Raw genomic sequence first — 26,208 nt, 5'->3', positions numbered from 1 at the left:
ATGTCCACTCTTCCTCTCTGGCTCGAACCCGTTGAGCGCTTAGTGGAAGCGGGTGGCACGGTATTGGTCGTGCTGGCAGTGGTGGCTGTGCTGGTATTTGCCATGGCCATGGAGCGCTGGTGGTACTACCGAATTACCTGGCGTACCGCGCGGCGCCAGTTATTGCGCCGTTGGGCGGCGCGCAGCGACCACACCAGTTGGAGCGCCCGTACGCTACGTCATGTGTGGGCGGAGGCGCTGGTCGCTAGACTGCGTAAGCCCTTGCCATGGCTGAAACTGCTGGTCGCGCTGTGTCCTTTATTGGGCTTGTTAGGCACGGTGACCGGTATGATTAGCGTGTTCGATAGCCTTTCCCTAAGCGAGACCCATCAAGCGCGCGCCATGGCGGACGGTGTCGCCCGGGCGACGCTGCCGACCCTAACCGGTATGGCCATTGCCGTGGTGGGGCTTTTATTTATTAGTCGTTTAGAGCACGTCATTCGTCGTGAAGACCAGCGGCTGCAAGATCGCTTGGCGCGGGCACTGGAGGAAAGTGATGCGTAGACGCCGTTCTATAGAAACTACTGCAGAGAGTAATGAGGTGAATCTTACCCCCATGCTCGACGTGGTATTTATCATGCTGATTTTCTTTATCGTCACGACTAGCTTTGTTAAAGAGAGCGGCGTGGAGATTGATCGCCCTGAATCCAGCGCTGCGACGCCGCGCCCGGACGCCCAGGTGCTTGTGGCGATTTCCCCTGAAGGCGCCGTATGGGTGGATGGTAGCCCAGTGGATGCTCACCGGGTCGGCCAGCAGGTCGCCGATATGCTGAGTGACGATGGCTCGGTGGTTATTCAGGCGGATCGCGAATCTACCACGGGCTTGCTGATCGAGGTAATGGATCGCCTGCGTGAGGCGGGCGTTGACCAAGTGGCGGTGGCGGCGAGTCGGAGTGGATCATGATCCGACATCTGCTGTCGTTATTGGGGGGCGTCGTGCTGGCGGTAGGCTTGTTCTGGCTGCTGGCGCAGTTGGTTGCCCCCCCTGAGCGAGAGCCCGAAGAGTTGACCATGAGCATGGCCATGACCATGGTTGAAGCGCCGGAAGTGGCTCCTGAGCAGGAGGCACCTACACCCCAACCTGTAGAAGCTGCGCCACAACAAGCGCCACCGCCCATGCCCGCACCCGAGCCGCCTCCGGTTGCGGAAAGCACGATTAGTTTGCCGGAAGTAGAGCTACCGGATGAGCCCGCTGAACCTATTGAAATGGACAGTGACCTCCCCGAGCTTACCGAAGTTGAACCGGAACCCGAGCCACAGCCTGAACCTGCCCCAGAGCCTGCGCCGCGAGAAACGCCTGCCGAGCCAGCCCCTGCGGCAACCACTGCTGCGCAAAGTGAGCCTGCCGTGCGTGAAGCTGCGCCACAGGCTGAGCCAGCGCCCTCTAACGAGCCGGTTAGTGTAGGTCAGGCGACGCCCACCAGTCGGGTCAATCCAAGCTATCCAGCTCGTGCTCAGCGCCGCGGCATGGAAGGGTTTGTAGAAGTAGCCTTTACGATTCGTCGTGATGGCAGTGTGGATGCCTCATCGATACGGGTAAATAACGCGCAGCCGCGGCGCGTGTTTGATGACGCTGCGCAGGAGGCGATTGCTCAGTGGCAATTTGAACCCAGTGATCGGTTACGCAATGCCACCCAGCGGATCGAGTTTCAGTTGAGGTAGCGGAATGAAGCGTCTTATATGCCTTTTATTATTAAGCGTTTGGTCTCTCTCGTCACAGGCTGGCCCTGCGCTGCAAGGCGATGTCATTGCTGACCTCAATGCCCTGCAAAGCCTGTTAAAAGAGAGCCAGTCGCAAGAGGCCGCGTTGGCTCAAGTCATTGAGAGGGCAACTGCCCAGGCCGAGCGGTTGGCATCCGGTAACCAGTCGGATCAGTGGGCCAGTGCGCTCTATCAACAGTTGGCGGCAGGTGCCTTGGCGCGTCAGGATCAGCCTGCTGCGGCAGCGGATCGGCTGGCCATTGCCCGTGGCTTAAACGGTGTGGATAGTGCCCAGGCAGCCCGTTGGCTACGTGAGGAGGCCTCGCTGCGCCGTGCTGCCGGCCAACGTAATCAGGCCATTGAGTTACTCAGTGAGTGGTTGTCCAATCAGCAAGACATTGAGGCTGTTTGGCAGTTAACCCGTCTTCTGGCTCAGCAGGAGCGCTGGGAAGAAGCCGCCGTCTGGCTTGAGCAGGCACTTAATGAAACGTCAGAGCTAACTGAAACGCAGCAGGCTCTGGCGCTTGCTGTGTTTCGCAATGCGGGACAAGGCGATCAGGCATTGGGTTGGCTGCTGGATGGCTTGAGTGCACAAAGCGACGCCGCCGATTGGCGCCAAGCCGCCGGGCTTGCTCAGCAGGCTGGTCAGGCAGGGGTGGCTGCTGGGCTGTGGGAAGCGGCGTGGCAATTAGGAAAATTACCCGAGCAGCAAGATTTTTGGCTGTTGATTCAGCTTCATCTCGCGGGTGGAAGCCCCGCTAGGGCGGCAGAGCATCTAGAGTGGGCATTGAAGGAGGGCGATATAGTCCGCGATGAGTCCCATCTGCGTTTGCTTGCCAACGCCTGGCGGCAGGCGAAAGACGTTGAGAAGGCTCTGAATGCCTGGCACACCTTAGCGCTGCATACTCAAGCTGCCGCCGACTGGCGAGCCTATGGCCAGCTCGCTTACGCCTGGGGTGAGGATGGGCAAGCGAAACAAGCCTTTGCCCGCGCCTCGTCGCTAGGTGACAAGGAGGCGGAGCAGTGGCTGTCCAGCTTTAACTAGAAAAGAGTACGTAGAAAAACTACGCCTTAAGCATGAGAGCGAAGTCGCTCCAGGTAGGCGCGTGATCAGAGGGTCGTTCCATGCCGCGCAGATCGTAGTCGATACCCGCGCCGGTGGTCTGATCGGCTAACGCCTTAGTGACTAGAATATAGTCGATACGCAGGCCGCGCTTGGGCTCCTGGTTAAACCCTTTTGAGCGGTAGTCGAACCAGCTAAAGCGGTCATCGCTTTGTGGATAGCAGAGGCGATAGCTGTCGGTAAGCCCCCAGGCTTTAATGCCTTCGAGCCATTCGCGCTCAATGGGTTGAAAGCTGGTTTTGCCTTCGCGCAGCCAGCGCTTGCGGTTAGCGTCGCCAATGCCAATGTCCTGGTCTTCTGGCGATATATTAAAATCGCCCATGATGGCTAGCCGCTCGTCAGGGCGGTACTGCTCGTTGAGCAGTCGCGCTAGCTGGCCATAAAAGCGCTCTTTGTTGGGAAACTTAGTGGGATGGGTGACATTTTCGCCCTGAGGGAAATAGCCGTTCCATACCGTCACGGCTTCTCCATCTTCCGCGATCAGACGAACGCCGATCATGCGGCGCTGAGCGTCTTCCTCATCGTCGGGGAAGCCGTAAAAAATCTCTTCGGGCGCCTGGCGGCACATTAAAGCGACGCCATAATGGCCCTTTTGGCCGTGGTAAAAAACGTGGTAGCCCATCGCTTCCACGTCGGCAAGCGGGAACTCGTTGTCCTGTACTTTGGTTTCCTGAAGCCCAATCACGTCCGGCTGCTGAGTATCGATCAACGCCTGTAATTGGTGAAGCCGTGCTCGGATGCCATTAATGTTGAACGAAACCAAGCGCATTATGAATCGCTCCCCTTGGGATTTTCGGATTCACTGCCTTTGTCAGGGTGAATAGCGATATCTTGCCCACTCTGCTGCCGGGCGAGTTTCCTCACCGCCTGCAGTTTGCGCTGCTGCTGCTTTTTTGCCACAAAGCGGCGCGATGGAGCCACTTGGTCAGGGTTGTCGTGGCGCCATTTTTTATAATCTTTACGCCGGCCGGTACGAATAGTTACCTTGTCGGCCAGTGAACGAGTTTTTTTCTTACGCGTCATGTCGCGCTCCTTACGTCGATTTGACGGCTATTCTAACAGGCCTTGGGACTCCTTCGACAGCAGGACGCGCTCTTATCGCCAAGCCCTGGTACAATGCGCACGTCAAGAAGCCAACTTCCACAGCAATGGACAGATAGACAGCCTATGAGCGAGTCGGAACAGACCACAGCCCCGGCCCAGAATCGCAAGCCAAAGCGCCGCCGTCGTAAGCCGCGTCGTCGCCAGTCGAACTGGGATCTTCGTCAGTTTCAGGTGCCCGCCGTGGCCGGTAAGTGGCGCTTTCATGACTTTGATCTGCCGCTGACATTAATGCGCGCTATTCACGCCCAAGGGTTTGAATACTGCACACCTATTCAAGCCGAGGCCCTGCGCCAAACGCTATTAGGTGGTGACATTGTCGGTAAGGCGCAAACGGGAACCGGTAAAACCGCGGCCTTTTTGATCTCTGTGATGGCTTACTTCCTGGAAGAGCCAACACCCAATGGTCAAAAGCCAGGTGCACCGCGCGCCTTGATTATTGCGCCTACTCGCGAGCTGGCGCTGCAGATCGAAAAAGATGCTAAAGCGTTAGCACGATTTACCCAGCTCAATGTGGCGAGTGTGGTCGGCGGTATGGACTACCAGAAGCAGCGTGAAAGCCTGGGTAGCAAGATCGATATCCTGGTGGCAACGCCAGGTCGTCTGTTGGATTTCCATCAGAAGCGCGATATCGACCTCAATGAAGTTGAAGTATTGGTGTTAGATGAAGCCGACCGCATGTTGTCGATGGGCTTTATTCCCGACGTGAAGCGAATTATTCGCTACACGCCGAAGAAAGAAGAGCGCCAGACCTTTCTCTTCTCGGCCACCTTTACCGATGACATCTTGAATCTCGCCAGCCAGTGGACACTTGATCCTGCCCACGTCGAGATCGAAGTGACCGTTGAGAACCAGGCGGATATCGATCAGCGTGTGTATTTGGTGTCTGATGACGACAAGCAGCGCTTGCTGGTCAATCTGCTTCAGCAAGAGAGCTTTGAGCGCGTCATGGTCTTTGGTAACCGCCGCGACTTAGTACGCAAGCTTGACGATCTGCTCAAAAAAGCTGGCGTAAGCGTGGCGATGCTGTCAGGTGATGTACCTCAGAATCAGCGTATTAAAACCCTGGAAAGCTTCCGCGAAGGCGAGATTCAGGTGTTGGTAGCCACTGACGTTGCAGGCCGCGGGATCCATATTGAAGACGTTAGTCACGTCATCAACTATACCCTACCGGAAGATCCAGAAGACTACGTACACCGTATCGGTCGTACCGGTCGAGCTGGCGCTAAGGGTGTCTCGATTAGCTTCGTTGGCGAAGAGGATGCGTTCTCACTGCCGGAAATCGAACGCTATATCAACGATAAGCTTCCCTGCGTGCATCCGCCGGAAGGTATGCTCTAAGCCGCATGCTGGATGATGCCCTCAAAAGCGAGATTCAAGACGCTTACCGTCGCGTGGTGGATACCCTTGAGCTAACACCACGCTACGGCCAGCGCATGATGATCGCCGAAATCGCCAGGACCCTCGGTAATATCGAGAGCGACAGCGAAGGTAAGCGCACAAGCGATACCCATGTGTGTGTGCTTGAAGCGGGCACTGGCACTGGAAAAACGCTGGCCTATCTAATCGCCGCCTTGCCCATCGCGAAAGCGCGCGGCAAGCGGCTGATTATTTCCACGGCCACGGTCGCTCTCCAAGAGCAGGTGCTGAATCAAGACTTACCCTTGCTGGCTAGCCACAGTGGCATTCCCTTTCGCTACGCATTAGCCAAAGGGCGTGGTCGCTATGTGTGCGTGGCGCGTCTGGATCAGGCGCTCGAAGGCACTGAGCCCAACCCAACGCTCTCGTTGTTTGAGCAGTCGCTGCAAACGCAAAGTAGTGACTTTACGGTCATTGCCAGCGATATGGCGCAAGCTTATGGCCAGGGCGAATGGGAAGGGGATCGCGATAATTGGCCAGAGTCGATAGACGATGCGCACTGGCGAAGACTCACAGTAGATCATCGCCAGTGTACGGGCAGGCGCTGCGGGCACTTTGGTGCCTGCGCGTTTTTCCGTTCCCGTCGTGAGCTTGAGAATGCGGATGTTATCGTCGCCAATCACGACCTTGTGCTGGCTGACTTGGCCTTGGGTGGCGGCGCTATTCTGCCCGACCCGGCGGACTGCATCTTTGTGTTCGACGAAGGCCATCACCTGCCCGAGAAGGCGCTTTCCCATTTTGCTCACCGCTTTGCAGTGCACGGCTGCTTGCGCTGGCTAAAAACGTTGAGAAGCAGTTTGACCGACCTTCACCAGGCGTTGGCTATTCAGCCAACGGTGTCGCGGCTTTTGGTCAGCTTGCCAGAGCTGATTCATAACCTGGAACCCGCACTAGGCGATGTGTTTAGCATGGGTCATCAGTTGGCGGAGCGGCCAAATGGTTTAGCTGACGAAGAGGCCACTCATCAATCGCGTTTTGAGAAGGGCCAAGTGCCCGACGCTCTGAGGGAACAGGCGCAGCAATTGTTGGTGATGTTCGCCTCGCTGTCGCGCTGCTTGGAGAGCATTAGCGACATCCTGCGTGAAAGCCTTGATCCTGATAAGCAGACCGGCCTTGATCGTGAGCAGGCAGAAACTTGGCTGCCGCTCGTCGCGTTGCTTCATGGGCGTGCCTTAGAGGCCCATGCGTTGTGGCAGGCGTTTAGTGAGCAGGATGTTGCTAACGAGGCGCCCAGCGCTCGTTGGATTACCCTAAGCCGGGTAGCCGGTGAGCCTGAGATTGAGTTTTCGGCCAGCCCCGTTTCAGCCGCCCATACCCTGGCCAAGCATTTATGGGGGCGCTGCCATGGGGCGGTGGTCACCTCTGCGACCCTGACGGCCTTGGGTCGCTTTGAGCGCCTGCAAGAGCGGGCAGGCTTGGCCAATCGCTATCGCTATCAGGCGTTGCCGAGCCCCTTTGATTACGCCAATGCGGTGCTGCGCGTGCCTAAAGAGGCCACCGACCCTGGGGATAGGGATGCCCACGAGCGGGCGATTGTGACGTTTGTATCGCAGTTGGCCGACAAAGAGGCGGCGCTAGTGCTGTTCTCTTCCCGCGCCCAGCTGCGTGCAGTCGACAAAGCGTTGCCGGCGAGTGTGAAGGAGCGTGTGCTCGCTCAGGATGCGTTGCCAAAGCGCGAGTTGATCGAGCGACACCGTGCGGCGGTGGATAGGGGGGAGGGGAGTATCATCTTTGGCTTGGCGAGCTTTGCCGAGGGGATCGATCTTCCCGGCGACTATTTGACGCACGTGGTGATTACGCGGCTACCTTTTGCGGTGCCAGACGATCCAGTGGGCGCTACATTAGCGGAATGGATAGAGAGCCAGGGTGGTAACGCGTTTATGCGCATTAGCGTGCCTGATGCGTCTATTAAACTGGTGCAGGCCTGCGGGCGTTTGATTCGCAAAGAGAGTGATCGTGGGACGATCACTTTGCTGGATAAGCGGGTGATTACCCGCCGCTACGGACAAGCACTGCTGGATGCACTGCCGCCATTTCGGCGTGAAATTAGTCGCTAGTGATTATCCAGTGTGCTGGGAAACAACACAAAACCCCGCCGTAGCGGGGTTGTCAACCTACTTGGCGATGCGCTTGGCTAGCGTGTCGGCAAGTTTATCGTTCATGCGGTTGAAGGTTTCTACCGTGGTGTCCCAGTCGATGCAGGCATCGGTAATCGAGACGCCATACTGCAGCTGGCTGAGATCCTGCGGCAATTTTTGATTGCCCCAGCCAATGTTGGATTCAACCATCAGACCTATGATGGAGGTGTTGCCTTCCAGGATTTGGTTGGTAACGTTTTCCAATACTAACGGCTGTAGCGCTGCGTCCTTGTTGGAGTTGGCGTGGGAGCAGTCAATCATGATGTTGGGTGATAGTTTGGCTTTCTCGAGCTCTTTTTCCGCCAGGGTAACGCTTACGCTATCGTAGTTGGGCTTGCCGTTGCCGCCACGTAGAACAACGTGGCCGTAGGCGTTGCCCCGGGTGCGAATAATGGCCACCTGGCCTGCTTGGTTAATACCCAGGAAATTGTGCGGGCTGGCTACGGACTGAAGCGCGTTAATCGCCACATCCAGGCTGCCGTCGGTACCGTTTTTAAAGCCGACCGGGCAGGAGAGGCCGGAAGCCATTTCCCGGTGGGTTTGCGACTCGGTCGTGCGGGCGCCAATCGCTGACCAGCTAATGCAGTCTTGCATATACTGGGGAGAGATGGGATCGAGTGCTTCGGTAGCGAGCGGTAAGCCCATTTCAGCGAGATCGACCAGCAGTTTTCGAGCGATGTGCAGACCTTCATCAATCTCAAAAGAGTCGTTGAGGTGCGGGTCGTTGATTAGGCCTTTCCAGCCCACCGTTGTGCGCGGCTTTTCAAAATAGACACGCATCACTATATACAGGCTGTCGCTGACTTGATCGGCAAGTTTGCGAAGACGGCGGGCATAATCAAGCGCTGCTTCCACGTCGTGGATAGAGCAAGGGCCGACCACTACCAATAGTCGTGGGTCGCTGCCATCCAGGATGTTCTGGATGGTTTTACGCCCCTCTATTACGGTGCGCTCTGCTGCCTCCGTTAACGGTATGGCATTCTTGAGCGCTTCTGGCGTGGTGAGAACGTCTTGAGCGAGGACGTTAAGGTTATTAACCTGCTGTTCTGACATCTTGCTACCTGTGCTTTCGTAATGGCTGAAAAAGTGAGGGGACGATGAAAGTGGCGTCTACTATCGCTTGCCGGGGAGGTAAAAATCAATTGTTGTGGAACTATAGCAGCATTGAAAGTGTCAGCCGCAGGGTTTTGTGAAAGGAGCTAAGTGCTTGATGCCCTGCACGGAACGCGCAACACTGAGGCTCTGTTTTAACTGGGCCCTGTCTTTAAAATTCGGTACCGTTATAAAATGCAACAACATATACGGGCGATGTATTCGCTCTTTTATTCACTCTATTATTAATCAATGCCCATAGGGACGCTATGCTGCTTGCTGTGAACGCCCACTTGTCAGGGCTAATAGGAATGGGGCTCGGCGCACGCCGTACGAGCTGGAGGAGCGTGTGAATGGGCACTCGGGAAACAGACCAACAGCTTGTGGAACGTGCCCAAAAAGGCGATACGCGCGCTTTCGATTTGCTGGTAAAAAAGTACCAGCACAAAATTATCGGCCTGATCGGTCGTTACGTTCATGATCACTCTGAAGTGCAGGATGTGGCTCAGGAGGCATTTATCAAGGCGTATCGCGCCTTGGGCAAGTTTCGCGCCGAAAGCGCGTTTTATACCTGGATGTACCGTATTGCTATCAACACTGCCAAAAATTATTTGGTCTCGCGGGGCAGGCGTCCCCCGGGCAGCGATCTAGATATTGTTGATGCTGAAATTATCGATCAAAGTGGCCGATTGGCCGATTCAGAATCGCCGGAAGCGGCCATTGCTAGAGATCAGCTTGAAGCAGCGGTTTACCAAGCTATTGCCAACTTACCTGATGATCTGCGCACAGCGATTACCTTGCGAGAGCTGGATGGTCTTGCTTACGAAGATATCGCTCAGGTAATGCAGTGTCCGGTGGGGACCGTTCGTTCACGAATTTTCCGCGCTCGGGAAGCGGTTGATGAGCATATTCGTCCGTTAGTATCGACGGCCAGGAACAGTCGCGACGAATGACGGTCACTAGTAGAAGGGCTAAGTGATCGCTTTGAATCGCCACCACAAAAAATGAAGGTTTTACTTTTTTTGTGAACTGTCTGGCACGTTTAGCGTCATAAAGCATGACTATCTTGATGAGCACAATGGCTGTATCAATGTGCAAAGCGTCATGAACTTAGCGTTGTAACCTAGTTAGGTGGATATCCTAAGTAGCGTGTAACGGAGTCTTGGCCTTGGAAGTCTTCGGTGTGATGGCGCCTGTTCAGAGTGACCGCCATGCCAGTACTTCTTTTAAACAGTGTGGGGGTGTGAAGTATGAGTCAAAACACACGGGAATCACTTTCGGTGTTGATGGATGGCGAAAGTGATGAGCTAGAGCTTCGCCGAGTGTTGAAGGCGCTGCCTAACGATGATGACGCCGCCGATACTTGGCGCCGCTATCATCTTGCGCGCAGCATGATGCAACGTGAGCAGGGTGTCGATGTAAGCGTTGATCTTTCTGCTGGCATCATGGCCCGATTGCGTGACGAGCCTGCTCCCATAACGCAAGGCTCAGACCAAGTGGCCCATCGTGCTGGAGGGATATCGTTTGCCCGTGGTGCTGGCGTTGCTGCTGCTGTCTCCTTGATGGTTATTACAGGGGTGCAGTTCTTTGGCAATGATTCGCCGGTTGGTCAAGGTGGCGACATTGCAACGACTGCTTCCAGTACTAATGGGGGGACTCAAGTGCAACCCGTTAGTTTGGCGTCTCAGCCGGCAGTTGCTGGGCGTGCGGATATGCCGATGTTTGAACCTACGCCGTTTAGGCTTAGCGGCCAGGCAGGTCAAAGTGGCTTGATGAATATTAGTGAAGCTGGCTTTTCAGCGCAGACTCCTCAGGGAGTAACCGCTTCACAAGGCACTAACATTGATGTTGATCAGATTGGCTTACTGCAATCTTACTTAAAACAGCACACCCAAAGTGCCGCTTACGGTAGTGGTGACAGCTGGATGCCGCTGATGCGTTCTTCTGCAGTAACTGAGCCACTAGGGCAGCGCTAAGCCTCAATGACGGGCTTTTTCATGGCGCCTATTAGGTGAGCAGGGAGTGCGCTAGATGGAAGTGCGCAATATAATGGTTGCCCTGCGGACTAAGCGAGCATGGGGGCTAGCAGCTCTGGCTTGTGTGCTCTCTTTTGATGTCTATGCAGAGAGCACAAATGAACAACCAGAAAGCCATGCTGGTTATGAATGTGCAGTGGTTTCGCAGCAGGCGCCTAGCAGCGCAACGCAGTGGCTTGAGCGTGGTTTGTGGGCCAGCCACTGTTATGCCTTTCAAGCAAGAGCCGTCGCTATTGATCCAATCGGGGTGCGCACTCTTGCGCTTTCACACCGAATTCAAGACGGTATCCGACAGCAGGTAGTTCAGTATTTAGATGGTCCCTCTGTCAGTATCGAGCGACGCTCGCCAGTCGGGCGGTTAGCCTGGACAGAAGAGGACAGCACTGGGGAGCTGCCTTCGCCAGCGCGGTGGGCAGCCCACCTCGAGCAGTTCTATTCCATTGAGCTTGAAGATAACGCGCGTGTTGCCGGTCGTGAAGCGGTTAAACTAATGTTTGAGCCCCGCGATCAATGGCGTTTTTCCCATGAGTGGTGGCTAGATCAAGACACTGGCCTATTGCTGAAGCATGTGCTCATTGATCAGCAAGGGCGAATCATTGAAACTTTTCAAATCACTCAGCTTCAATCGCCTCAAAAGTATACTGGGATCGTTAGGGTAGATGATTCTAAGGTCGTGCTGAGTACTCCCTGGCAAGTTACCTGGTTGCCCGAAGGATTTGTTGCCCAACCGTTTAATTTTACCGGCAATGATCGTCGGCATCAGCGAGTTTATAGCGACGGTTTAGCGACGGTAAGTATCTTTGTAGAACCTCTTTCCTCTGATGCTACTACCGCTTTAAAAGAAGGCGTCCAGCAACTGGGTGTTTCTGCTGTTGCCATTGAGCATACAATGAGCGCTGAAGGTCGTTGGCAGATGGTGGCCATTGGTGAGCTGCCTGTAGCAACGCTCCAACGGATCGTCCGTTCAATTAATTTTGATTTGCTTCAATCAAAGGCCAGTAGTGATAGCCACGATGAGGATGAACCTTAGTGTTTTCGTTTTACGCATGACGAGAAATGAGATGACGACCCCCACTTCATGCTCCCACTTATTACGCGCTGGCACCGTTGTAGGGTTTAAGCCTCAGCACCTTATTGTAGAAATATCTGCCCAAGAGAACTGTGAGCAGTGTGCACAGGGAAGAGGGTGCGGTTTAGGGTTGTTAACACGTCGGCGCAGCCAGCATATTGCTGTAGCACTTCCTGAGTCAGCCAGAGGTGTTGAGCAGTGCTATCCGTTAGGAAAATTGGTCACCATAAGCTTGCCAAGTGCTTCCGTCACGTTGCTCGCTTTTTTTGTTTATGGGTTGCCTTTACTGCTAGCGCTGTTGCTATCCGGCTTAGCCGCGCGTGTTAGTGACTCAATTTGGCTGCCGCCACTGATCTTTTTTATCGCCTTGATGGGCGGTGCGCTAAGTATTAACTACCTAATACGTGGGCGAGGGGAACGCTTTCGCCCACGCTTGGTCAATTAGTTTGTTAATTTAGTTCTCCGGCACTTTTCTATGAACGTTGCTGTGAGTTATTGATCTGCCTTCGATTACTATCACCTTAAGTAGGAGCTCTTGCATGAAGCGCTTGATACTCCCCTCCACCCTATGGGTATGCGTGGTGGCGTTGCTAACCTTTGGCCAAGCGGCCAGCGCTCAGGGTTTGCCTGACTTTACCGAGCTGGTAGAGGATGCCGCCCCTGGGGTGGTCAATATTGCTACCAGCAGAACGGTTCAGCGTAGCAGCGTCCCGGGTTTTGAAGGGTTCGGCGGTCAGGAAATCCCAGAAATTTTCCGCCATTTTTTTGGTGATAACTTTGGCGATAGCTTCCCCGAGCCGCCTAGCAATGGGCAAGGACGTAGTGAAGAGCGTCAATCCTTAGGTTCCGGCTTCGTTATTAGCGAGGATGGCTACGTGATGACTAACGCACACGTTGTTCAAGACGCTGATGAGATTCTCGTGCGGCTCAATGATCGACGTGAGTTGAGTGCCCAAGTGATTGGTAGTGACCCACAAACCGATGTGGCACTCCTCAAAATAGAGGCCAATGACCTACCGACACTGACGCTGGGCGATTCTGACGAACTCAAAGTTGGCGAATGGGTAGCGGCGATTGGCTCGCCTTTCGGTTTTGATCACTCTGTCACTGCGGGTATCGTCAGTGCGATCAATCGCACCTTGCCGCGTGATGCGTATGTTCCCTTTATTCAAACGGATGTGGCGATCAATCCCGGTAACTCCGGTGGTCCGCTATTTAATCTTGAGGGCGAAGTGGTCGGCATCAACTCACAAATCTTTACTCGTAGCGGCGGTTTCATGGGTGTCTCATTCGCGATTCCCATCAACGTGGCCATGGATGTGGCCGAGCAATTGCGTGAAGATGGCCGAGTTAATCGCGGCTGGTTAGGTGTCATGATCCAGCCGGTCTCCGAAGATTTGGCTGAGTCGTTTGGCATGGAGAGTGCGATTGGTGCGCTGATTGCTGACCTTGATCCCGAAGGCCCTGCCGCGCAGGGCGGCCTCCAGGCTGGTGATGTCATTCTTGAAGTCAATGGTGAAGAGGTCGAGCGCTCAAGCTCACTGCCGCGTCTAATTGGCAAAGGTGCGCCCGGTACCGAGGTAGAGCTTACCTTGATGCGTGATGGCGAACAGCTGACCGAATCAGTAGAGCTGGGCAGTTGGCCGGATGCCGAGCAGCAAACTGCTCAAGCCACTAGCAACAACCAAACACGTCTTGGCGTAATGGTGGCTGAAATTGATGATGCTATGCGTGAGCAGCTGAATATCTCAGGTGGCGTGGTAGTTCGCCAAATTGAGTCAGATAGCGTGGCAGCTAAAGCGGGGATTCGGCCTGGGGATGTGCTGGTAAGTATCGATCATCGCAGCGTCTCTTCTTCAGAGGAGTTAGTGAGCATTGTCGAAGAGTTGCCCACTGATCGTGCCATTCCGTTGCGCTTATTCCGCGAGGGTCGTTCGTTGTTTGTAGCGCTTCGCCTAGAATAATCCGCCTATTGTTACTCATAGTCCGGCGGTTCTCGCCGGACTATGGCTGCTAACCTGTCTCACCCTTTCGATAATTAAGCTCGCCAGACTGTATTTCCGTTGACCTCTATTTCCCCCCGCCCACTTTATCGCCCTTATCGCTTTCGATCACTCCTCGTTCCTTTTTCTACGTTCTTTACGATTACCTTTCTTATCAACAAGGTTCTCTATCATGTCGTGCTCGAAACGGCCTAACAACACCATGATGATTAATCCCAAAATGGTGACCATAACGGCTAATGGGAAATTATTGATGCCCGCGGCAACGCCGACGGCACCGGCCAGCCAAATCGAGGCGCCAGTGGTAATCCCTTCAATGTGGGCGCCACTGCGGATGATACTGCCAGCACCCAAAAAACCTATGCCACCAATGACGCCCTCAACAACACGATTAGGATCAATACTTGCCGCGTGATCCCCTTCACCCGTGGCAAACAGCACGCTCATGCCAACAATGATGAACGCAGACGAGCCAAGTGACACCAGCATATGAGAACGAAGCCCCGCGGGTTTGCCACGAAGCTCCCGTTCCAAGCCAAGACACAGGGCCAAGCCGGAGGCAACAAGCAGGCGGGCTAGCATATCCAGGATAGGGATTTCGGTTTCCATGGCACTCCTTTTTAAAGCTCATTCAATAAAACCCTAGTATAGGAACAAGCAAACACCATGGAATAGTTAAAGTTGGCTTACCTCTATGCCTGCACAAGGGTTGATAAAGAGTGCGTGTAGAACATTAGCAAGGTGATTAGGTAGCGGTTATTTTTGGCAATTATTGATGAACATAGCACCGGAACCCCGCTAACGGTACAATGACACCAAATTTCGACTGCGCATTTCAAGGTACTTTTTTAAATCGTACTCGATTGCCTACATACCCGGATTAAATCGGCAAATGACCCAAGAAAACGATAGTAAAATCAAGCACATACGAAATTTCTCTATTATCGCCCACATTGATCACGGTAAATCGACGCTCTCTGATCGTTTGATTCAGACCTGTGAAGGGTTAACGGAACGTGAGCTTAAAGAGCAAGTGCTCGATTCTATGGACATTGAGCGTGAGCGTGGTATTACCATCAAGGCTCAGTCGGTGACGCTGGATTATACGGCTGCCGATGGCCAGGTTTACCAGCTCAACTTTATCGATACGCCGGGGCACGTTGATTTCTCTTACGAAGTGTCGCGTTCGCTCTACGCCTGTGAAGGTGCACTGCTGGTAGTCGATGCAGCGCAAGGCGTGGAAGCCCAGTCGGTGGCCAACTGCTATACCGCGATTGAACAAGGCCTGGAAGTTCTGCCGGTACTTAACAAAATCGATTTGCCGCAGGCAGATTGTGACAAGGTTTCTCAGGAAATCGAGGAGATCATCGGGCTTGATGCTACCGATGCCTGCCGGGTGTCGGCTAAAAGCGGTATTGGAATCGACGCCCTGCTTGAACGCTTGGTGCGTGATATTCCACCACCCAAAGGCGATCCCGATGCCCCCTTACAAGCGCTTATTATCGACTCCTGGTTTGATAACTATCTCGGCGTAGTCTCACTGGTGCGTCTATTTGATGGGACGCTGCGCAAAGGCGATAAGATCCGTATTAAGTCGACGGGCCGCGATTGGGGCACGACGGAAGTGGGTATTTTTACCCCCCAGCGTAAACAGACTAATATCCTGCGTGCCGGTGAAGTTGGTTTTATTGTCGCTGGCATCAAGGAGATTCACGGGGCGCCGGTAGGCGATACGATTACCCATACGAAAACCCCTGACGTCGCGCGCTTACCTGGTTTCCAAAAAGTAAAGCCACAGGTTTATGCTGGTATGTTCCCGGTCAGCGCGGATGATTACGAAGACTTCCGCGATGCGCTGGAAAAACTGGCGCTTAATGATGCCTCGCTTGAATATGTGCCAGAGAACTCCGATGCTCTTGGCTTCGGTTTCCGGGTGGGCTTTCTTGGCACGCTACACATGGAGATTGTTCAAGAGCGCCTGGAGCGTGAGTATAATATTGATCTGCTCACCACCGCGCCAACGGTTGTTTATGAACTAGCGATGAAAAATGGCGACGTTAACTACGTCTCCAACCCCTCCAAGCTGCCCGATATGGCCGACGTAGATGAAATGCGCGAGCCAGTTGTCCGCGCCAGCATCCTGGTTCCCCAGGAGTATGTGGGCAACGTGATTACCGAGTGTGAACAGCGCCGGGGTACGCAGCGGGATATGCAGTTCTTGGGCAATCAGATTCAACTGGCCTACGAACTGCCGATGTCAGAAGTGGTCATGGACTTCTTTGATCGCCTGAAATCTATTTCGAAAGGGTATGCATCGCTTGAATACAACTTCGAACGCTTTGAAGAAGCCAAGTTGGTACGTTTAGACGTACTCATTAACGGTGATAAAGTCGATGCATTAGCCGTCATTATTCACCGTGACCATGCCCATCATCGCGGTCGTTTGCTAGTGGAAAAAATGAAAGAGCTTATTCCGCGGCAAATGTTTGATGTGGCCATCCAGGCCGCTATCGGTGGTCAGGTAGTCGCGCGCTCGACGGTCAAGGCATTACGCAAAAACGTGACCGCCAAGTGTTACGGTGGCGATGTCAGCCGTAAGAAGAAACTGCTCGAGAAACAGAAAGCGGGTAAGAAACGCATGAAACAAGTGGGGCGTGTGGAAATTCCCCAGGATGCCTTCCTTGCTGTGCTCAAGGTAAACGACTAGGAAAGAACACCACCCATGGATTTTTCATTACTTTTGGTACTCGCTGTTGCGCTTTCGGGCGTTGTTTACCTGTTGGACGTGCTGGTATTAAAACCCAAGCGCCGCCAACGTTTCGCCACAGCAGAGGCCAACACCAAGGAAGGGCTTGATCCTGCTACCAGTGAAAAACTGCTTAAAGAACCCTGGCCGGTCGACTACGCACGTTCATTTTTTCCGGTGCTATTGGTTGTGCTGGTGGTGCGTAGTTTTGTCATTGAGCCCTTTCAAATTCCCTCGGGTTCAATGCGACCAACGCTCGAAGTGGGCGACTTTATTCTGGTCAACAAATTTGCTTACGGACTACGATTACCCGTGGTGAATACGCGCTTTATCGAAGTAGATGATCCCGAGCGTGGCGACGTGATGGTGTTTCGTTTCCCAGGTGAACCGTCGGTGAATTTCATCAAGCGGGTGGTCGGTATGCCAGGGGATCGTATCCGTTATGAAGGCAAGCAGCTCTTTATCAACGGGGAGGCGGTGGCTAAAGAGTTGATTGAAGAGGGCCCCGAAGGTTCTCCCCAGCAGCTATTATTAGCTGAACGCCTTGGCGACGCTGAGCACTTTATTTATAACAACCCACGAGACCCAGGCCCGCAGATGCGTGAAGTAGAAGTGCCGGAAGGGCACTATTTCATGATGGGTGATAACCGAGACCATTCCAACGACAGCCGCTATTGGGGTTTTGTGCCGGAAGGGAATATTGTTGGCCGTGCGTTTGGAGTATGGATGCATTGGGATGGTGGGTTGCCGAGTTTTACCAGCGTGCGGCGTATTGAATGAAGCACCTGCTTAGATTGTGGTTAGTCAGTTATGTCACTTTAGTTAACGTCAATGACGTAGGAGAGCTGTGAGTAATTCCTTGAACGCTTTTTGCCGACGAATCGGCCATACCTTTGGCGACGATATGCTATTGGAATTGGCCTTGACCCACCGCAGCTTCGGTGGTCGTAACAATGAGCGCCTGGAATTCCTGGGTGACTCCATTGTCAATTTTGTGATCGCCGAGGCGCTGTTTCAACGCTTCCCCCAGGCTCGTGAAGGTCAGCTCTCACGCCTGCGTGCGCGGTTGGTGAAAGGCCAAACGCTGGCGGAGCTTGCCCGGGAAATGGAGTTCGGTGAGTGCTTGCGGCTAGGCTCTGGTGAGATGAAAAGCGGTGGACACCGCCGTGAATCGATCCTGGCGGACGCGGTTGAAGCCATCATTGGTGCTATCTATCTGGATGCCGGTATGGATGTGGTGCGTGACCGTGTATTGGATTGGTATGCAGAGCGATTGGAAAATATCTCGTTGCAAGATACCCAAAAGGACCCCAAAACGCGTTTGCAGGAGTTTTTGCAGTCGCGTCAAGCCGCCTTGCCGCGCTATGAAGTTGTCTGCGTGAAGGGCGAGGCGCATGCCCAGACCTTTACCGTGGAGTGCTACATTGACCTGCTGGTTGAGCATACCACTGGTAAGGGTCCTAGCCGCCGTCATGCTGAACAGCAAGCAGCAGAAGAAGCACTGTCGTACCTCGAAAAAAGCCCTGGAGAAAAATCATGAGCCAAACCTGCGGATTCGTTGCCATCGTCGGCCGACCCAACGTGGGCAAATCGACCCTCATGAACCGTATTTTGGGGCAGAAAATATCGATTACCTCCCGGCGACCACAAACCACGCGCCACAAGGTAATGGGTATTAAAACGGAGAATGAGACCCAGTTCATCTACGTCGATACGCCGGGCATGCACATCATGTCCAAGGACCGTAATAAGGCGATCAACCGCTTTATGAACCAGGCGGCTACCCAGGCACTGCGTGACGTAGATTGTGTGGTGTTTATTATCGACCGCACTCGCTGGACCGAAGAAGATCAAGCGGTATTGAAGCGCCTGGAACATGTCAAAGCGCCGGTTATTTTGGCGGTCAATAAAGTCGACCGTCTCGGCGAGAAAGGCGATCTTTTACCGTGGTTGGCTGAGGTGGGTGCTCGACGCGACTTCGCTGCCATCGTGCCAATTTCAGCTAAACATGGCACCCAGGTGGATACCTTGGAAGAGGAGGTGGCCAAGCATCTCCCTGAAAGCGTTCACTTCTTCCCTGAAGACCAGATTACCGATAAAAGTCTGCGCTTTATGGCTGCTGAGCTGGTACGTGAAAAAGTAATGCGCCAGTTGGGCGACGAGCTGCCTTACCAGATGACCGTTGAGATTGAAGAGTTCCGCGAGACCGAACGTGTGACACATATCAGCGCACTCATCCTTGTTGAGCGGCAGGGTCAAAAAGTTATTTTGATTGGCGAAAACGGCGATCGACTCAAGAGTATTGGTCGTGAAGCACGCCTTGATATGGAGCGCGCGCTGGGCACCAAAGTCATGCTGAATCTCTGGGTGAAAGTGAAGCGTGGCTGGTCGGATGACGAGCGCGCCTTGAAAAGCCTGGGTTACGACCTCGATTGAGTGTAGCGATGGCGCCTGAGCCGGCTTTCTTACTTCATCGTCGGCCTTACCGTGAAACCAGTGCACTGGTAGATCTACTAACCCTTGACCACGGCAGAGTGCGTGCTGTAGCCCATGGTGGGCAACGGCCCGGATCAAAATCGCGCCAACGTTTGCAGCCTTTTACACCGCTATTCGTGACGTGGCAGGGCAGCCGTGATTTAAAGCGGCTGACGCTGATGGAATCACGCGGCCAAACGGCATTATTAGCGGGTGAAGGTTTGCTATGTGGGCTTTACGCTAATGAGATCGCCACTCGACTATTGCCGCTAGAGTTACCAGCCCCTGATGTGTTCGCCTTTTATACGGCGCTATTGGAAGCGTTGCCAGCGCCCGCTGAGAGGGCGTTAGCGTTGCGCCGTTATGAGTGGGCGCTATTGGAAGCGCTTGAAGCAACGCCGCAATTTACAACACCGGAGGGTAGCGTTTTGGATCCCCAGCTGCGCTATCGTTTTGATGCAGCGACGCGCGCTTTTTCCCCGGCCGAACGCGGTTTAGATGGCCGCACGCTGCGCTATATTGAACAGGGTGACTGGCAGCATGAAGGGCTCGCTAACGCTTTGAAGGCGGTGATGCGTGCCGCACTGGCACCGCACCTGGGTTCCACCGTCTTACGCTCGCGAGAATTAATGCTCGATTTAGCGCGACGTCGCCATCGTCCCTAATGGTTGAATTTCTTGCTCACAAACTCTTTCTTATCGCTGCGCTGGAGGCATTATGCACCCCCCTCGGATACTGTTAGGCGTCAATATTGACCACATTGCGACACTTCGCCAAGCCCGAGGTACCCGCTACCCTGATCCTGTTCAAGCCGCGCTAGTGGCTGAAGAGGGGGGCGCTGATGGTATTACGGTGCATTTGCGTGAGGACCGTCGTCATATTCAGCCTCGTGATGTGCGCATTCTGGCCGAAGTGCTTAATACCCGCATGAACCTGGAAATGGCGGTTACCGAAGAGATGCTGGCGCTGGCTGAAGAAGTGCGTCCAGCCCACGTTTGTCTGGTACCTGAGAAGCGTGAAGAACTGACCACTGAAGGTGGCCTGGATGTGGTCGGCGGCTTTGACGTTATTGCCAGCGCCTGCCAGCGATTGAGCGCAGCGGGCTGCGACGTCTCTCTGTTTATCGATCCTGACGTAGAGCAGATCGATGCTGCCCAGCGCGCCGGGGCTCCTACCATCGAGCTGCACACAGGCGCTTACGCAGAAGCTCGACCAGGCAGCGATGCGGCGAATGCGGAGTATCACCGCTTAACAGCTGCCGCCACGTATGCTGTCTCACTAGGATTGGTGGTCAATGCCGGTCACGGCTTGCACTACCATAACGTTGAAGCCATTGCGGCATTGCCAGGCATCAACGAGCTTAATATTGGTCATGCCATTATTGCCCGTGCGCTGTTTGTTGGCCTGAAAGAGGCCGTACAAGAAATGAAACGCTTGATTATCGCAGGCCAAGAGGCGGGGTTAATGGCAGCTCTCGATGCCCACGATCATGAGCACGACCATGAACATGAACATACAGAAGATCATGTGCATAACGGATGCTGCGGGCATTGATCAGAGATTGACTCTTTAGAGATTGACTATTCAGGAGTCCCTACCAAGAGGTTTTTTAGGCGATGATTGTGGGTATTGGCTCCGATATAGCGCGTATTGAGCGCTTTACGCGGGCCGTGCAGCGGCACGGCCCGCGCTTTGCGCAGCGAATTTTAGGGCCTGAAGAGCATACGCTTTGGCTCCAGAAATCCCAGCCTGCCGCCTTCCTCGCCAAACGTTTTGCTGCCAAGGAGGCGTTTGTTAAAGCGCTAGGGCTTGGTCTGCGCCACGGAATGCAGTGGTGTGATATCCAGGTGCTTAATGATGCCTTGGGTAAGCCTTACTTCGTGCTTGACGGTAAAGCAGAGCGGCTACTCCAGGCGGCAGGCGTCACGGCGAGTCATATCACCTTGAGTGACGAAGCCGAGTACGCGGTTGCTTTTGTGGTGTTGGAACGCACATAGCCAGCCAAGATCGGACGAAGATTTGTTTTTGGTCTTTAGGTATTAGTTATTGGCTTAGGACCTGAGTAAAAACGGGCGGTGTGCTTTTAGTCGTGCCATTGCACGATATAAGTCCTCCAGTAGCCCCTCTACATGGTCTAAGCCGCTGGTCCGCAGCCGTGTCTCCAATGTCTCTACCAGCAATGCCAGTTCCGGCGCGCCGCAGTAGCGGCTGGCGCCATTCAATCCATGGACCCAATCGAGCAGCATCGGCAAATTTTGTTGCGCAAAAGCGCTACGCATATGTTGTTCGCTTTCGTCCAAGCTGTCGATCAAACGTTTTAGCTGCTCCCGTGCGAGGTACTCTTTACCGCCTGCTAGGCGTGCGCCTATCTCAAGATCCACAACGGGTAGCTTGGCGGGCGTCGTGTGGCTAAATGACTTAATAGTGGTTTTGCTACTGCTCGTTGCAGAAGGCGCTGCATTGCTGTCGGCTAGCCGATGGGTAACCCCCAAAAAGCGATGAAGCAGTTGATGCAGCTGTGCCTCATCAATGGGTTTTATCAGGACGTCATCAAGGCCTTCGGCGAGCCACTTTTGGCGTTCACTGCTGAGGACATGAGCGGTGACCGCTATAATGGGGCAGCGAGCCCAAGTGCTGCTGAGTCGGCGCAACGCTTGGGTGGTTTGTACACCATCCATGCCAGGCATGCGGATATCCATCAGCACCATATCCACATTGCTGGTTCGTGCAAACTCTAGTGCTTGGTGGCCACTTTCTAATGCCGTGATATGCAGGGCGGGATCTTCAAGCATATTTTTGAGCAGCTCACGGTTCGGCGCATTGTCATCCACAATCAGCAACTTGACGGGTTGAGACGACGCTGGCAGAGCTGCTAACGCCCCAGGCTTCTTATAGGACACGCACGCCGGTAGCAGTAATTGCTTAAGCGATGCCACCAACTGAGCGCGTGAAAAGGGTTTGTAAAGCGTTTCACCGCCCTGGGGTAATCGCAAAGGGGGCAGATCAAAACTGTTACCGTTGGCTAAAATCAATACAGGGCAGGGCGTTTGATCAATGACTTTTTGCCAGTAGCGGTGGCGCTCGGGCGTATAATCACTGTGCTCCAGCCCCAATATCAGCAGTTGTGCCGGTTCAGAGGCATCAAACGCAATCGGTTGCGCTTCCCAGCGTTGCAGCAAATGCTCCAACACATGGCGGGTAGGCGCATGGGTTTCATAGAGGCGAATAGTGGGGTTGGCTAGGCTAATCTCCGCTGGCCGTTCGATTGCTTTGTGAGCCAGTAGGGGTAGTGTAAAGGAGAAAGTGGTGCCTTGGCCCAGTACACTCTCCAGTTCAATCTCGCCACCCATGCGCTCAATGAGCTGGCGGCAGATAGTAAGCCCCAGGCCACTGCCGCCAAACTGGCGTGAATGGCTGGGTTCAGCTTGGGAAAAGGCGCTAAATAAAGCCTTCTGATGGGCATCGCTAAGACCAATCCCGGTGTCACTAACGCTGAGGTTAAGCACGACATGCTGGCCTTCTTGGTTATCCAGCATGACACGCACAATCACGTCACCTTCATGAGTGAACTTGAGCGCATTACCAATCAAGTTATTTAACACTTGATGAATACGCAACGGATCACCGCTTAGTGGTGTAGGGACATCGTCATACACCATCGCCACTAAGTGTAACTGCTTGCGCTGGGCTTCAGGCGCGTGAAGCCCAATCACTTCATCAACCAGTGCGACGATATCGATATCCGCTTCTTCAAGAGTAAGGCGATTGGCCTCAAGCTTGGAAAAGTCGAGCACGTCGTTAACCAACATAAGCAGGTTGTCGCAAGCGCGATGGACGTGCTGCAACCATTCCTGCTGGCGCGTATCCAGCGATGAACGGCCCAGCAGCCGACAAAACCCAATAATGCCGTTGAGTGGGGTGCGAATCTCATGGCTCATGTTGGCTAAGAATTCGGATTTCACCGCATTCGCCCGCAAAGCGCTGCGGTGGGCCAAATCGAGCTTTATATTCTGCTCCTCTATGGTTTCCATGGATTCTTGCAGTTCGCTGGTGGCCTGCTCAATTTGCGTTTGCATATCCCGCTGGGCCTGCTGAAAGTGTTCAGCGAGGGTATTAATGTGGCTAGTCAGGTGGTTAAGTTCCGCCGCATTAGAAGGCATCAGATGTAGTCGATAGTCACCGCGGGATAGGCGATAAAGCGCTTGGTTAGCTTCTTCGATAGGGCGGGTGGCATAGCGACTGATGGCGAAGGCGATTAAAAACATCAGCAGGCCAAGCAACATGCCGCCTAAGCTAAGACTAGCAATCAATTTATAACGGCCCAGGGTGAGCGCTCGGGTGTCCATCTCGATAACCAGCCAGCCTGCGCTACTATTGACCGCGCTGACTAAGCTTGTATTGGGCTGGGTAACCTCTAACGGTAAGCGCAGTCGCCAAGCCTCTTCTTCCATGAGCAGTTGGCTGCTAGCGGGCGCTTCCAGAGTGGGTCGCGCAGCGTTGCCCAGTAATAAAAGACGATCGCCTTGCGCATCAAAGAGCGCAACTGCCCGCAATCCTCTCATGGTGAGAAGTTGGCGGGCTAGGGCCTCTAGACGCTGAGAATCACCCTGTGCGACTGCGTCAGCAAAACTGGGTGACAGCAGCTCGCCAGCATTTTCCAAGCGTTCTTGCTGTGCCGCCCGAGCTTCCGTACCACTCTGTATGACCAGTAATACAGCCATCATGGCGTACATCAGGAGCGGGAAACCGAGTAGAGCAAATAGAAGACGGGTATTCAATGACATGAAAAGAAGCTCGCTGATTCAATGAGGTTGCCTGTCCAGGTCAAGGCAGCACCGATATAATGCAGCATAACGGTTACGATAAGGAGTTTTCATGAACGATCTTAAGGGCTATCCCACGTTGGAAGAGATTGTTGGCAACACGCCATTAGTGCGCCTGAAGCGCATTAGCGCCGGTCGCAACAATACCCTGCTGGCCAAGCTTGAAGGCAATAACCCAGCGGGTTCGGTCAAGGATCGTCCCGCACTCTCCATGATCAGCGAGGCGGAAGCCCGTGGTGATATTACCCCCGGCGATACGCTGATTGAGGCAACCTCAGGTAATACCGGTATTGCGTTGGCTATGGCGGCGGCGATCAAAGGCTACAAAATGGTACTCGTGATGCCGGAAAACGCCTCGGAAGAGCGTAAGCAGGCGATGGCAGCCTATGGGGCCAAACTCATTTCGGCCAGTAAAGCCGGTGGCATGGAGGAAGCTCGGGATATAGCGGATGACATGATCGCCAGTGGCGAGGGAAAACCGCTCAATCAGTTCGCCAACCCGGATAACCCGTTGGCGCACTATCGCACCACCGGCCCTGAAGTATGGCAACAAACCGGTGGCGAAGTGACTCACTTTGTAAGCTCAATGGGCACCACGGGCACCATCATGGGCGTGTCGCGCTATTTAAAAGAGCAAAACCCGGCTATTCAGATTGTCGGCTTGCAGCCCGCCGATGGCGCCAGTATTCCCGGTATTCGTCGCTGGCCAAAAGAGTACCTTCCCGCCATCTTTGAAGCGCCCCGGGTGGATGTCACGCTTGATATCGGCCAGCAAGAAGCCGAAGAGCATATGCGTCGTCTTGCCCGCGAAGAGGGTATTCTGGCCGGAGTTTCATCAGGTGGTAGCTTGGCAGGCGCGCTGCGCATTGCCGAACAAACTGAAAATGCGGTCATTGTGTTTATTGTCTGTGACCGCGGTGACCGCTATCTCTCTACTGGCCTATTTGCCCCAGGAGTATAACCATGGCCATGTTGGGAAAAAGGCGGCCGTCTAGGCCCGCATCCGGTCACTCTGGGCTTGCTGGCACGCCAGGCGGCAAAACGCGTCATACGGCTACAGATAATGATACGTCGCCCTTGGTGATTGAGCGCTTAGCGCACGATGGCCGTGGCGTCGCCCACTCAGCCAACGGTAAAACTGTTTTTGTTGATCAGGCGTTGCCCGGTGAACAGGTGGAGGTGGCGACTCATCTGACGCGCAAACGCTTTGACGAAGCGCATATTAAATCACTGCTAACGTCCTCTGATCAGCGTGTTACGCCCCCGTGCCCGCATTTTGGCCACTGTGGCGGCTGCGATTTACAACATTTAAATATTGATGCCCAGCGCACCCACAAGCGTGAGGTGGTGCGTGACCTGTTTGCGCGTCAAGGCATCACACTAGGCGAGATTGGCACGATTCAGGGCGATGACCAGGGCTATCGGCGTCGTGCACGGCTGGGCGTCAAGGTAGATAGCCAGGGCAATACGCGCCTTGGCTTTCGAGCTGCCCATAGCCATCGCTTAGTCGACATCGAGCGCTGTCCGGTATTGGTTGATTCCTTACAGCAGTTGTTAACACCACTACGCGAGTTGCTACAGCGCTTGGAGGCCCCGCGCCATGTGGGTCACATAGAATTGCTGGCAACGGCGACCACCCAAGTAGTACTGGTTCGTCAGCTCAAAGAGCACCTTCAGGATGCCGAGCGCTGGCAAGCTTTTGCTCAGCAGCATCAAGTGGCATTAGGCTCCTGGTTGGGGCGTGAAACACCCACGCTGCACTGGCATGGCGCGCCCCCGGTGCTGGAAGAGTCGCTAACACTCAACGACCAGCCACCGCTAACACTGAGTTTTGCCCCAGGCGATTTTTTACAGGTCAACGCCCAGGTTAATCAGCAAATGGTTGCCCAAGTGATGCAATGGTTGGCGCCCAAGCCAGGGCAAAAACTGCTCGATCTGTTTGCAGGTATCGGGAATTTCAGCCTACCCATCGCCGCGGCGGGTGCTGAAGTGCACGCGGTGGAAGGCAACCCTGCCATGGTGGCGCGGATTGCGATAAATGCTAAGCACAACGCGCTGATGGTCAGCGGCCAACAAGCCGATTTGAACGACCCCGCTAGCGTTAAAGAGCTGCTATCTGCTCATCGCGATAGTGATGCGCTAGTGCTTGACCCGCCGCGCAGCGGTGGGGAAGCAATTTGTCAGTCGCTGGCGCGCCACCCGGTGCCCAGGGTGGTCTATATTTCCTGTGACCCCGCAACGCTTGCACGGGATGCGGCACATCTTGTGCATGCGGGTTACCGGGTTAAGCAAGTAGCAGTGGCAGATATGTTCCTTCACACTGCGCATATGGAAACACTAATGTTGTTTGAAAATGATGCTGTTTGAAGCTGATGCAGCTAAATGCGTCAAGCCACGGTGACAGCCGTGTGGAGATCGTCCCCCAGAATGGATGAGTGATAGT

25 protein-coding genes are annotated in these 26,208 nt (G+C 54.3%); 20 read left to right on the top strand and 5 right to left on the bottom strand.

Annotation, left to right across the window (positions count from 1 at the left end):
* The 4 genes from V8L70_RS09475 to V8L70_RS09460 are packed head-to-tail and all read left to right on the top strand — an operon-like array spanning position 1 to position 2,785.
* On the top strand, positions 1–543 hold the full coding sequence (locus tag V8L70_RS09475; protein WP_336269258.1) for a MotA/TolQ/ExbB proton channel family protein: 543 nt from the start codon (positions 1–3) through the stop codon (positions 541–543).
* On the top strand, positions 536–943 hold the full coding sequence (locus V8L70_RS09470; protein ID WP_336269257.1) for an ExbD/TolR family protein: 408 nt from the start codon (positions 536–538) through the stop codon (positions 941–943). Before V8L70_RS09475 ends, V8L70_RS09470 begins: the two co-directional genes overlap by 8 nt.
* Entirely contained in the window at positions 940–1,701 is a 762-nt protein-coding gene (locus V8L70_RS09465; RefSeq protein WP_336269253.1) for an energy transducer TonB, read from the top strand. Before V8L70_RS09470 ends, V8L70_RS09465 begins: the two co-directional genes overlap by 4 nt.
* Before the next feature lie 4 nt (positions 1,702–1,705).
* A complete protein-coding gene (locus V8L70_RS09460; protein WP_336269250.1) occupies positions 1,706–2,785 on the top strand; it encodes a tetratricopeptide repeat protein in 1,080 nt (359 codons plus the stop codon).
* A 19-nt stretch (positions 2,786–2,804) separates the two neighbouring features.
* Here the strand turns inward: V8L70_RS09460 and xthA are convergent, their stop codons facing one another.
* Both xthA and V8L70_RS09450 read right to left on the bottom strand, forming a co-directional pair.
* Positions 2,805–3,632: an exodeoxyribonuclease III gene (xthA, locus tag V8L70_RS09455; RefSeq protein ID WP_336269249.1), complete on the bottom strand. Its 828-nt coding sequence runs from the start codon at positions 3,630–3,632 to the stop codon at positions 2,805–2,807.
* The gene (locus tag V8L70_RS09450) at positions 3,632–3,886 is read right to left on the bottom strand and encodes a hypothetical protein (RefSeq protein ID WP_336269248.1); all 255 of its coding nucleotides are present in this window, start codon (positions 3,884–3,886) and stop codon (positions 3,632–3,634) included. Before V8L70_RS09450 ends, xthA begins: the two co-directional genes overlap by 1 nt.
* Before the next feature lie 144 nt (positions 3,887–4,030).
* Here V8L70_RS09450 and rhlB point away from each other — a divergent pair, with 144 nt between their 5' ends.
* Positions 4,031–5,305, top strand: a complete 1,275-nt coding sequence (gene rhlB, locus V8L70_RS09445) for an ATP-dependent RNA helicase RhlB (RefSeq protein ID WP_336269247.1) — start codon at positions 4,031–4,033, stop codon at positions 5,303–5,305.
* Positions 5,306–5,310: 5 nt separating this feature from the next.
* Complete coding sequence (dinG, locus tag V8L70_RS09440; protein ID WP_336269246.1) at positions 5,311–7,440, top strand: ATP-dependent DNA helicase DinG; 2,130 nt, start codon at positions 5,311–5,313, stop codon at positions 7,438–7,440.
* 57 nt (positions 7,441–7,497) lie between these two features.
* On the opposite strand, the gene V8L70_RS09435 is transcribed toward dinG, so the two are convergent.
* A complete protein-coding gene (locus tag V8L70_RS09435; protein WP_336269244.1) occupies positions 7,498–8,574 on the bottom strand; it encodes a 3-deoxy-7-phosphoheptulonate synthase in 1,077 nt (358 codons plus the stop codon).
* A 392-nt stretch (positions 8,575–8,966) separates the two neighbouring features.
* Between V8L70_RS09435 and rpoE the strand changes: the two genes are divergently transcribed.
* From rpoE to V8L70_RS09410, 5 genes are all read left to right on the top strand, one after another.
* Positions 8,967–9,566 (top strand): RNA polymerase sigma factor RpoE, encoded by a 600-nt coding sequence (gene rpoE, locus V8L70_RS09430; RefSeq protein ID WP_008956771.1) that lies wholly within the window; start codon positions 8,967–8,969, stop codon positions 9,564–9,566.
* A gap of 297 nt (positions 9,567–9,863) precedes the next feature.
* Entirely contained in the window at positions 9,864–10,589 is a 726-nt protein-coding gene (locus V8L70_RS09425; protein ID WP_008956770.1) for a sigma-E factor negative regulatory protein, read from the top strand.
* A 55-nt stretch (positions 10,590–10,644) separates the two neighbouring features.
* Positions 10,645–11,679 carry a MucB/RseB C-terminal domain-containing protein gene (locus V8L70_RS09420; RefSeq protein ID WP_336269240.1) on the top strand — a complete coding sequence of 345 codons (1,035 nt, stop codon included), beginning with the start codon at positions 10,645–10,647 and terminating at the stop codon, positions 11,677–11,679.
* A gap of 31 nt (positions 11,680–11,710) precedes the next feature.
* Positions 11,711–12,163, top strand: a complete 453-nt coding sequence (locus tag V8L70_RS09415) for a SoxR reducing system RseC family protein (protein ID WP_336269238.1) — start codon at positions 11,711–11,713, stop codon at positions 12,161–12,163.
* Between the two features lie 94 nt (positions 12,164–12,257).
* The gene (locus V8L70_RS09410; protein ID WP_336269236.1) at positions 12,258–13,682 is read left to right on the top strand and encodes a DegQ family serine endoprotease; all 1,425 of its coding nucleotides are present in this window, start codon (positions 12,258–12,260) and stop codon (positions 13,680–13,682) included.
* Positions 13,683–13,829: 147 nt separating this feature from the next.
* Here the strand turns inward: V8L70_RS09410 and V8L70_RS09405 are convergent, their stop codons facing one another.
* Positions 13,830–14,330: an MgtC/SapB family protein gene (locus V8L70_RS09405; RefSeq protein ID WP_336269235.1), complete on the bottom strand. Its 501-nt coding sequence runs from the start codon at positions 14,328–14,330 to the stop codon at positions 13,830–13,832.
* A gap of 283 nt (positions 14,331–14,613) precedes the next feature.
* Here V8L70_RS09405 and lepA point away from each other — a divergent pair, with 283 nt between their 5' ends.
* From lepA to acpS, 7 genes are all read left to right on the top strand, one after another.
* Complete coding sequence (gene lepA / locus V8L70_RS09400; RefSeq protein ID WP_035566127.1) at positions 14,614–16,428, top strand: translation elongation factor 4; 1,815 nt, start codon at positions 14,614–14,616, stop codon at positions 16,426–16,428.
* Between the two features lie 15 nt (positions 16,429–16,443).
* Positions 16,444–17,247 carry a signal peptidase I gene (gene lepB / locus V8L70_RS09395; RefSeq protein ID WP_336269233.1) on the top strand — a complete coding sequence of 268 codons (804 nt, stop codon included), beginning with the start codon at positions 16,444–16,446 and terminating at the stop codon, positions 17,245–17,247.
* A gap of 67 nt (positions 17,248–17,314) precedes the next feature.
* Positions 17,315–18,007, top strand: coding sequence for a ribonuclease III (gene rnc / locus V8L70_RS09390; RefSeq protein WP_035586249.1), 693 nt, complete (start codon positions 17,315–17,317; stop codon positions 18,005–18,007).
* Entirely contained in the window at positions 18,004–18,903 is a 900-nt protein-coding gene (era, locus tag V8L70_RS09385) for a GTPase Era (RefSeq protein WP_008956762.1), read from the top strand. The genes rnc and era overlap by 4 nt, the downstream gene beginning before the upstream one ends.
* An 8-nt stretch (positions 18,904–18,911) precedes the next feature.
* Positions 18,912–19,607 (top strand): DNA repair protein RecO, encoded by a 696-nt coding sequence (recO, locus tag V8L70_RS09380; protein WP_336269231.1) that lies wholly within the window; start codon positions 18,912–18,914, stop codon positions 19,605–19,607.
* Between the two features lie 52 nt (positions 19,608–19,659).
* On the top strand, positions 19,660–20,496 hold the full coding sequence (gene pdxJ / locus V8L70_RS09375) for a pyridoxine 5'-phosphate synthase (protein WP_101146157.1): 837 nt from the start codon (positions 19,660–19,662) through the stop codon (positions 20,494–20,496).
* Positions 20,497–20,558: 62 nt separating this feature from the next.
* A complete protein-coding gene (gene acpS / locus V8L70_RS09370; protein ID WP_101146156.1) occupies positions 20,559–20,939 on the top strand; it encodes a holo-ACP synthase in 381 nt (126 codons plus the stop codon).
* 54 nt (positions 20,940–20,993) lie between these two features.
* Here acpS and V8L70_RS09365 read toward each other — a convergent pair whose 3' ends face one another.
* Positions 20,994–23,726: an ATP-binding protein gene (locus V8L70_RS09365; protein ID WP_336269230.1), complete on the bottom strand. Its 2,733-nt coding sequence runs from the start codon at positions 23,724–23,726 to the stop codon at positions 20,994–20,996.
* Positions 23,727–23,817: 91 nt separating this feature from the next.
* On the opposite strand from V8L70_RS09365, the gene cysM reads away from it, so the two are divergent.
* A complete protein-coding gene (cysM, locus tag V8L70_RS09360; RefSeq protein ID WP_336269229.1) occupies positions 23,818–24,726 on the top strand; it encodes a cysteine synthase CysM in 909 nt (302 codons plus the stop codon).
* Between the two features lie 2 nt (positions 24,727–24,728).
* A complete protein-coding gene (gene rlmD / locus V8L70_RS09355) occupies positions 24,729–26,132 on the top strand; it encodes a 23S rRNA (uracil(1939)-C(5))-methyltransferase RlmD (RefSeq protein ID WP_336269228.1) in 1,404 nt (467 codons plus the stop codon).
* The last annotated feature ends 76 nt before the right edge of the window (positions 26,133–26,208 follow it).

This window comes from Vreelandella arctica, assembly GCF_037070215.1.
In the GTDB taxonomy this organism is placed as follows: Bacteria; Pseudomonadota; Gammaproteobacteria; order Pseudomonadales; family Halomonadaceae; genus Vreelandella; species Vreelandella arctica.
This window is presented reverse-complemented; position numbering and strand designations above follow the sequence as displayed.

What these genes read in the sequence shown, in the direction of transcription:
- lepB (WP_336269233.1), top strand. Translation starts at nt 16,444, where the DNA reads ATGGATTTTTCATTACTTTTGGTACTCGCTGTTGCGCTTTCGGGCGTT.
- V8L70_RS09365 (WP_336269230.1), bottom strand. Translation starts at nt 23,726, where the DNA reads ATGTCATTGAATACCCGTCTTCTATTTGCTCTACTCGGTTTCCCGCTC.
- acpS (WP_101146156.1), top strand. Translation starts at nt 20,559, where the DNA reads ATGATTGTGGGTATTGGCTCCGATATAGCGCGTATTGAGCGCTTTACG.
- V8L70_RS09450 (WP_336269248.1), bottom strand. Translation starts at nt 3,886, where the DNA reads ATGACGCGTAAGAAAAAAACTCGTTCACTGGCCGACAAGGTAACTATT.
- V8L70_RS09460 (WP_336269250.1), top strand. Translation starts at nt 1,706, where the DNA reads ATGAAGCGTCTTATATGCCTTTTATTATTAAGCGTTTGGTCTCTCTCG.
- recO (WP_336269231.1), top strand. Translation starts at nt 18,912, where the DNA reads ATGGCGCCTGAGCCGGCTTTCTTACTTCATCGTCGGCCTTACCGTGAA.
- cysM (WP_336269229.1), top strand. Translation starts at nt 23,818, where the DNA reads ATGAACGATCTTAAGGGCTATCCCACGTTGGAAGAGATTGTTGGCAAC.
- V8L70_RS09410 (WP_336269236.1), top strand. Translation starts at nt 12,258, where the DNA reads ATGAAGCGCTTGATACTCCCCTCCACCCTATGGGTATGCGTGGTGGCG.
- V8L70_RS09415 (WP_336269238.1), top strand. Translation starts at nt 11,711, where the DNA reads ATGACGACCCCCACTTCATGCTCCCACTTATTACGCGCTGGCACCGTT.
- V8L70_RS09435 (WP_336269244.1), bottom strand. Translation starts at nt 8,574, where the DNA reads ATGTCAGAACAGCAGGTTAATAACCTTAACGTCCTCGCTCAAGACGTT.
- V8L70_RS09475 (WP_336269258.1), top strand. Translation starts at nt 1, where the DNA reads ATGTCCACTCTTCCTCTCTGGCTCGAACCCGTTGAGCGCTTAGTGGAA.
- lepA (WP_035566127.1), top strand. Translation starts at nt 14,614, where the DNA reads ATGACCCAAGAAAACGATAGTAAAATCAAGCACATACGAAATTTCTCT.
- rhlB (WP_336269247.1), top strand. Translation starts at nt 4,031, where the DNA reads ATGAGCGAGTCGGAACAGACCACAGCCCCGGCCCAGAATCGCAAGCCA.
- V8L70_RS09405 (WP_336269235.1), bottom strand. Translation starts at nt 14,330, where the DNA reads ATGGAAACCGAAATCCCTATCCTGGATATGCTAGCCCGCCTGCTTGTT.
- xthA (WP_336269249.1), bottom strand. Translation starts at nt 3,632, where the DNA reads ATGCGCTTGGTTTCGTTCAACATTAATGGCATCCGAGCACGGCTTCAC.
- dinG (WP_336269246.1), top strand. Translation starts at nt 5,311, where the DNA reads ATGCTGGATGATGCCCTCAAAAGCGAGATTCAAGACGCTTACCGTCGC.
- era (WP_008956762.1), top strand. Translation starts at nt 18,004, where the DNA reads ATGAGCCAAACCTGCGGATTCGTTGCCATCGTCGGCCGACCCAACGTG.
- V8L70_RS09425 (WP_008956770.1), top strand. Translation starts at nt 9,864, where the DNA reads ATGAGTCAAAACACACGGGAATCACTTTCGGTGTTGATGGATGGCGAA.
- rpoE (WP_008956771.1), top strand. Translation starts at nt 8,967, where the DNA reads ATGGGCACTCGGGAAACAGACCAACAGCTTGTGGAACGTGCCCAAAAA.
- pdxJ (WP_101146157.1), top strand. Translation starts at nt 19,660, where the DNA reads ATGCACCCCCCTCGGATACTGTTAGGCGTCAATATTGACCACATTGCG.
- V8L70_RS09420 (WP_336269240.1), top strand. Translation starts at nt 10,645, where the DNA reads ATGGAAGTGCGCAATATAATGGTTGCCCTGCGGACTAAGCGAGCATGG.
- V8L70_RS09465 (WP_336269253.1), top strand. Translation starts at nt 940, where the DNA reads ATGATCCGACATCTGCTGTCGTTATTGGGGGGCGTCGTGCTGGCGGTA.
- V8L70_RS09470 (WP_336269257.1), top strand. Translation starts at nt 536, where the DNA reads ATGCGTAGACGCCGTTCTATAGAAACTACTGCAGAGAGTAATGAGGTG.
- rlmD (WP_336269228.1), top strand. Translation starts at nt 24,729, where the DNA reads ATGGCCATGTTGGGAAAAAGGCGGCCGTCTAGGCCCGCATCCGGTCAC.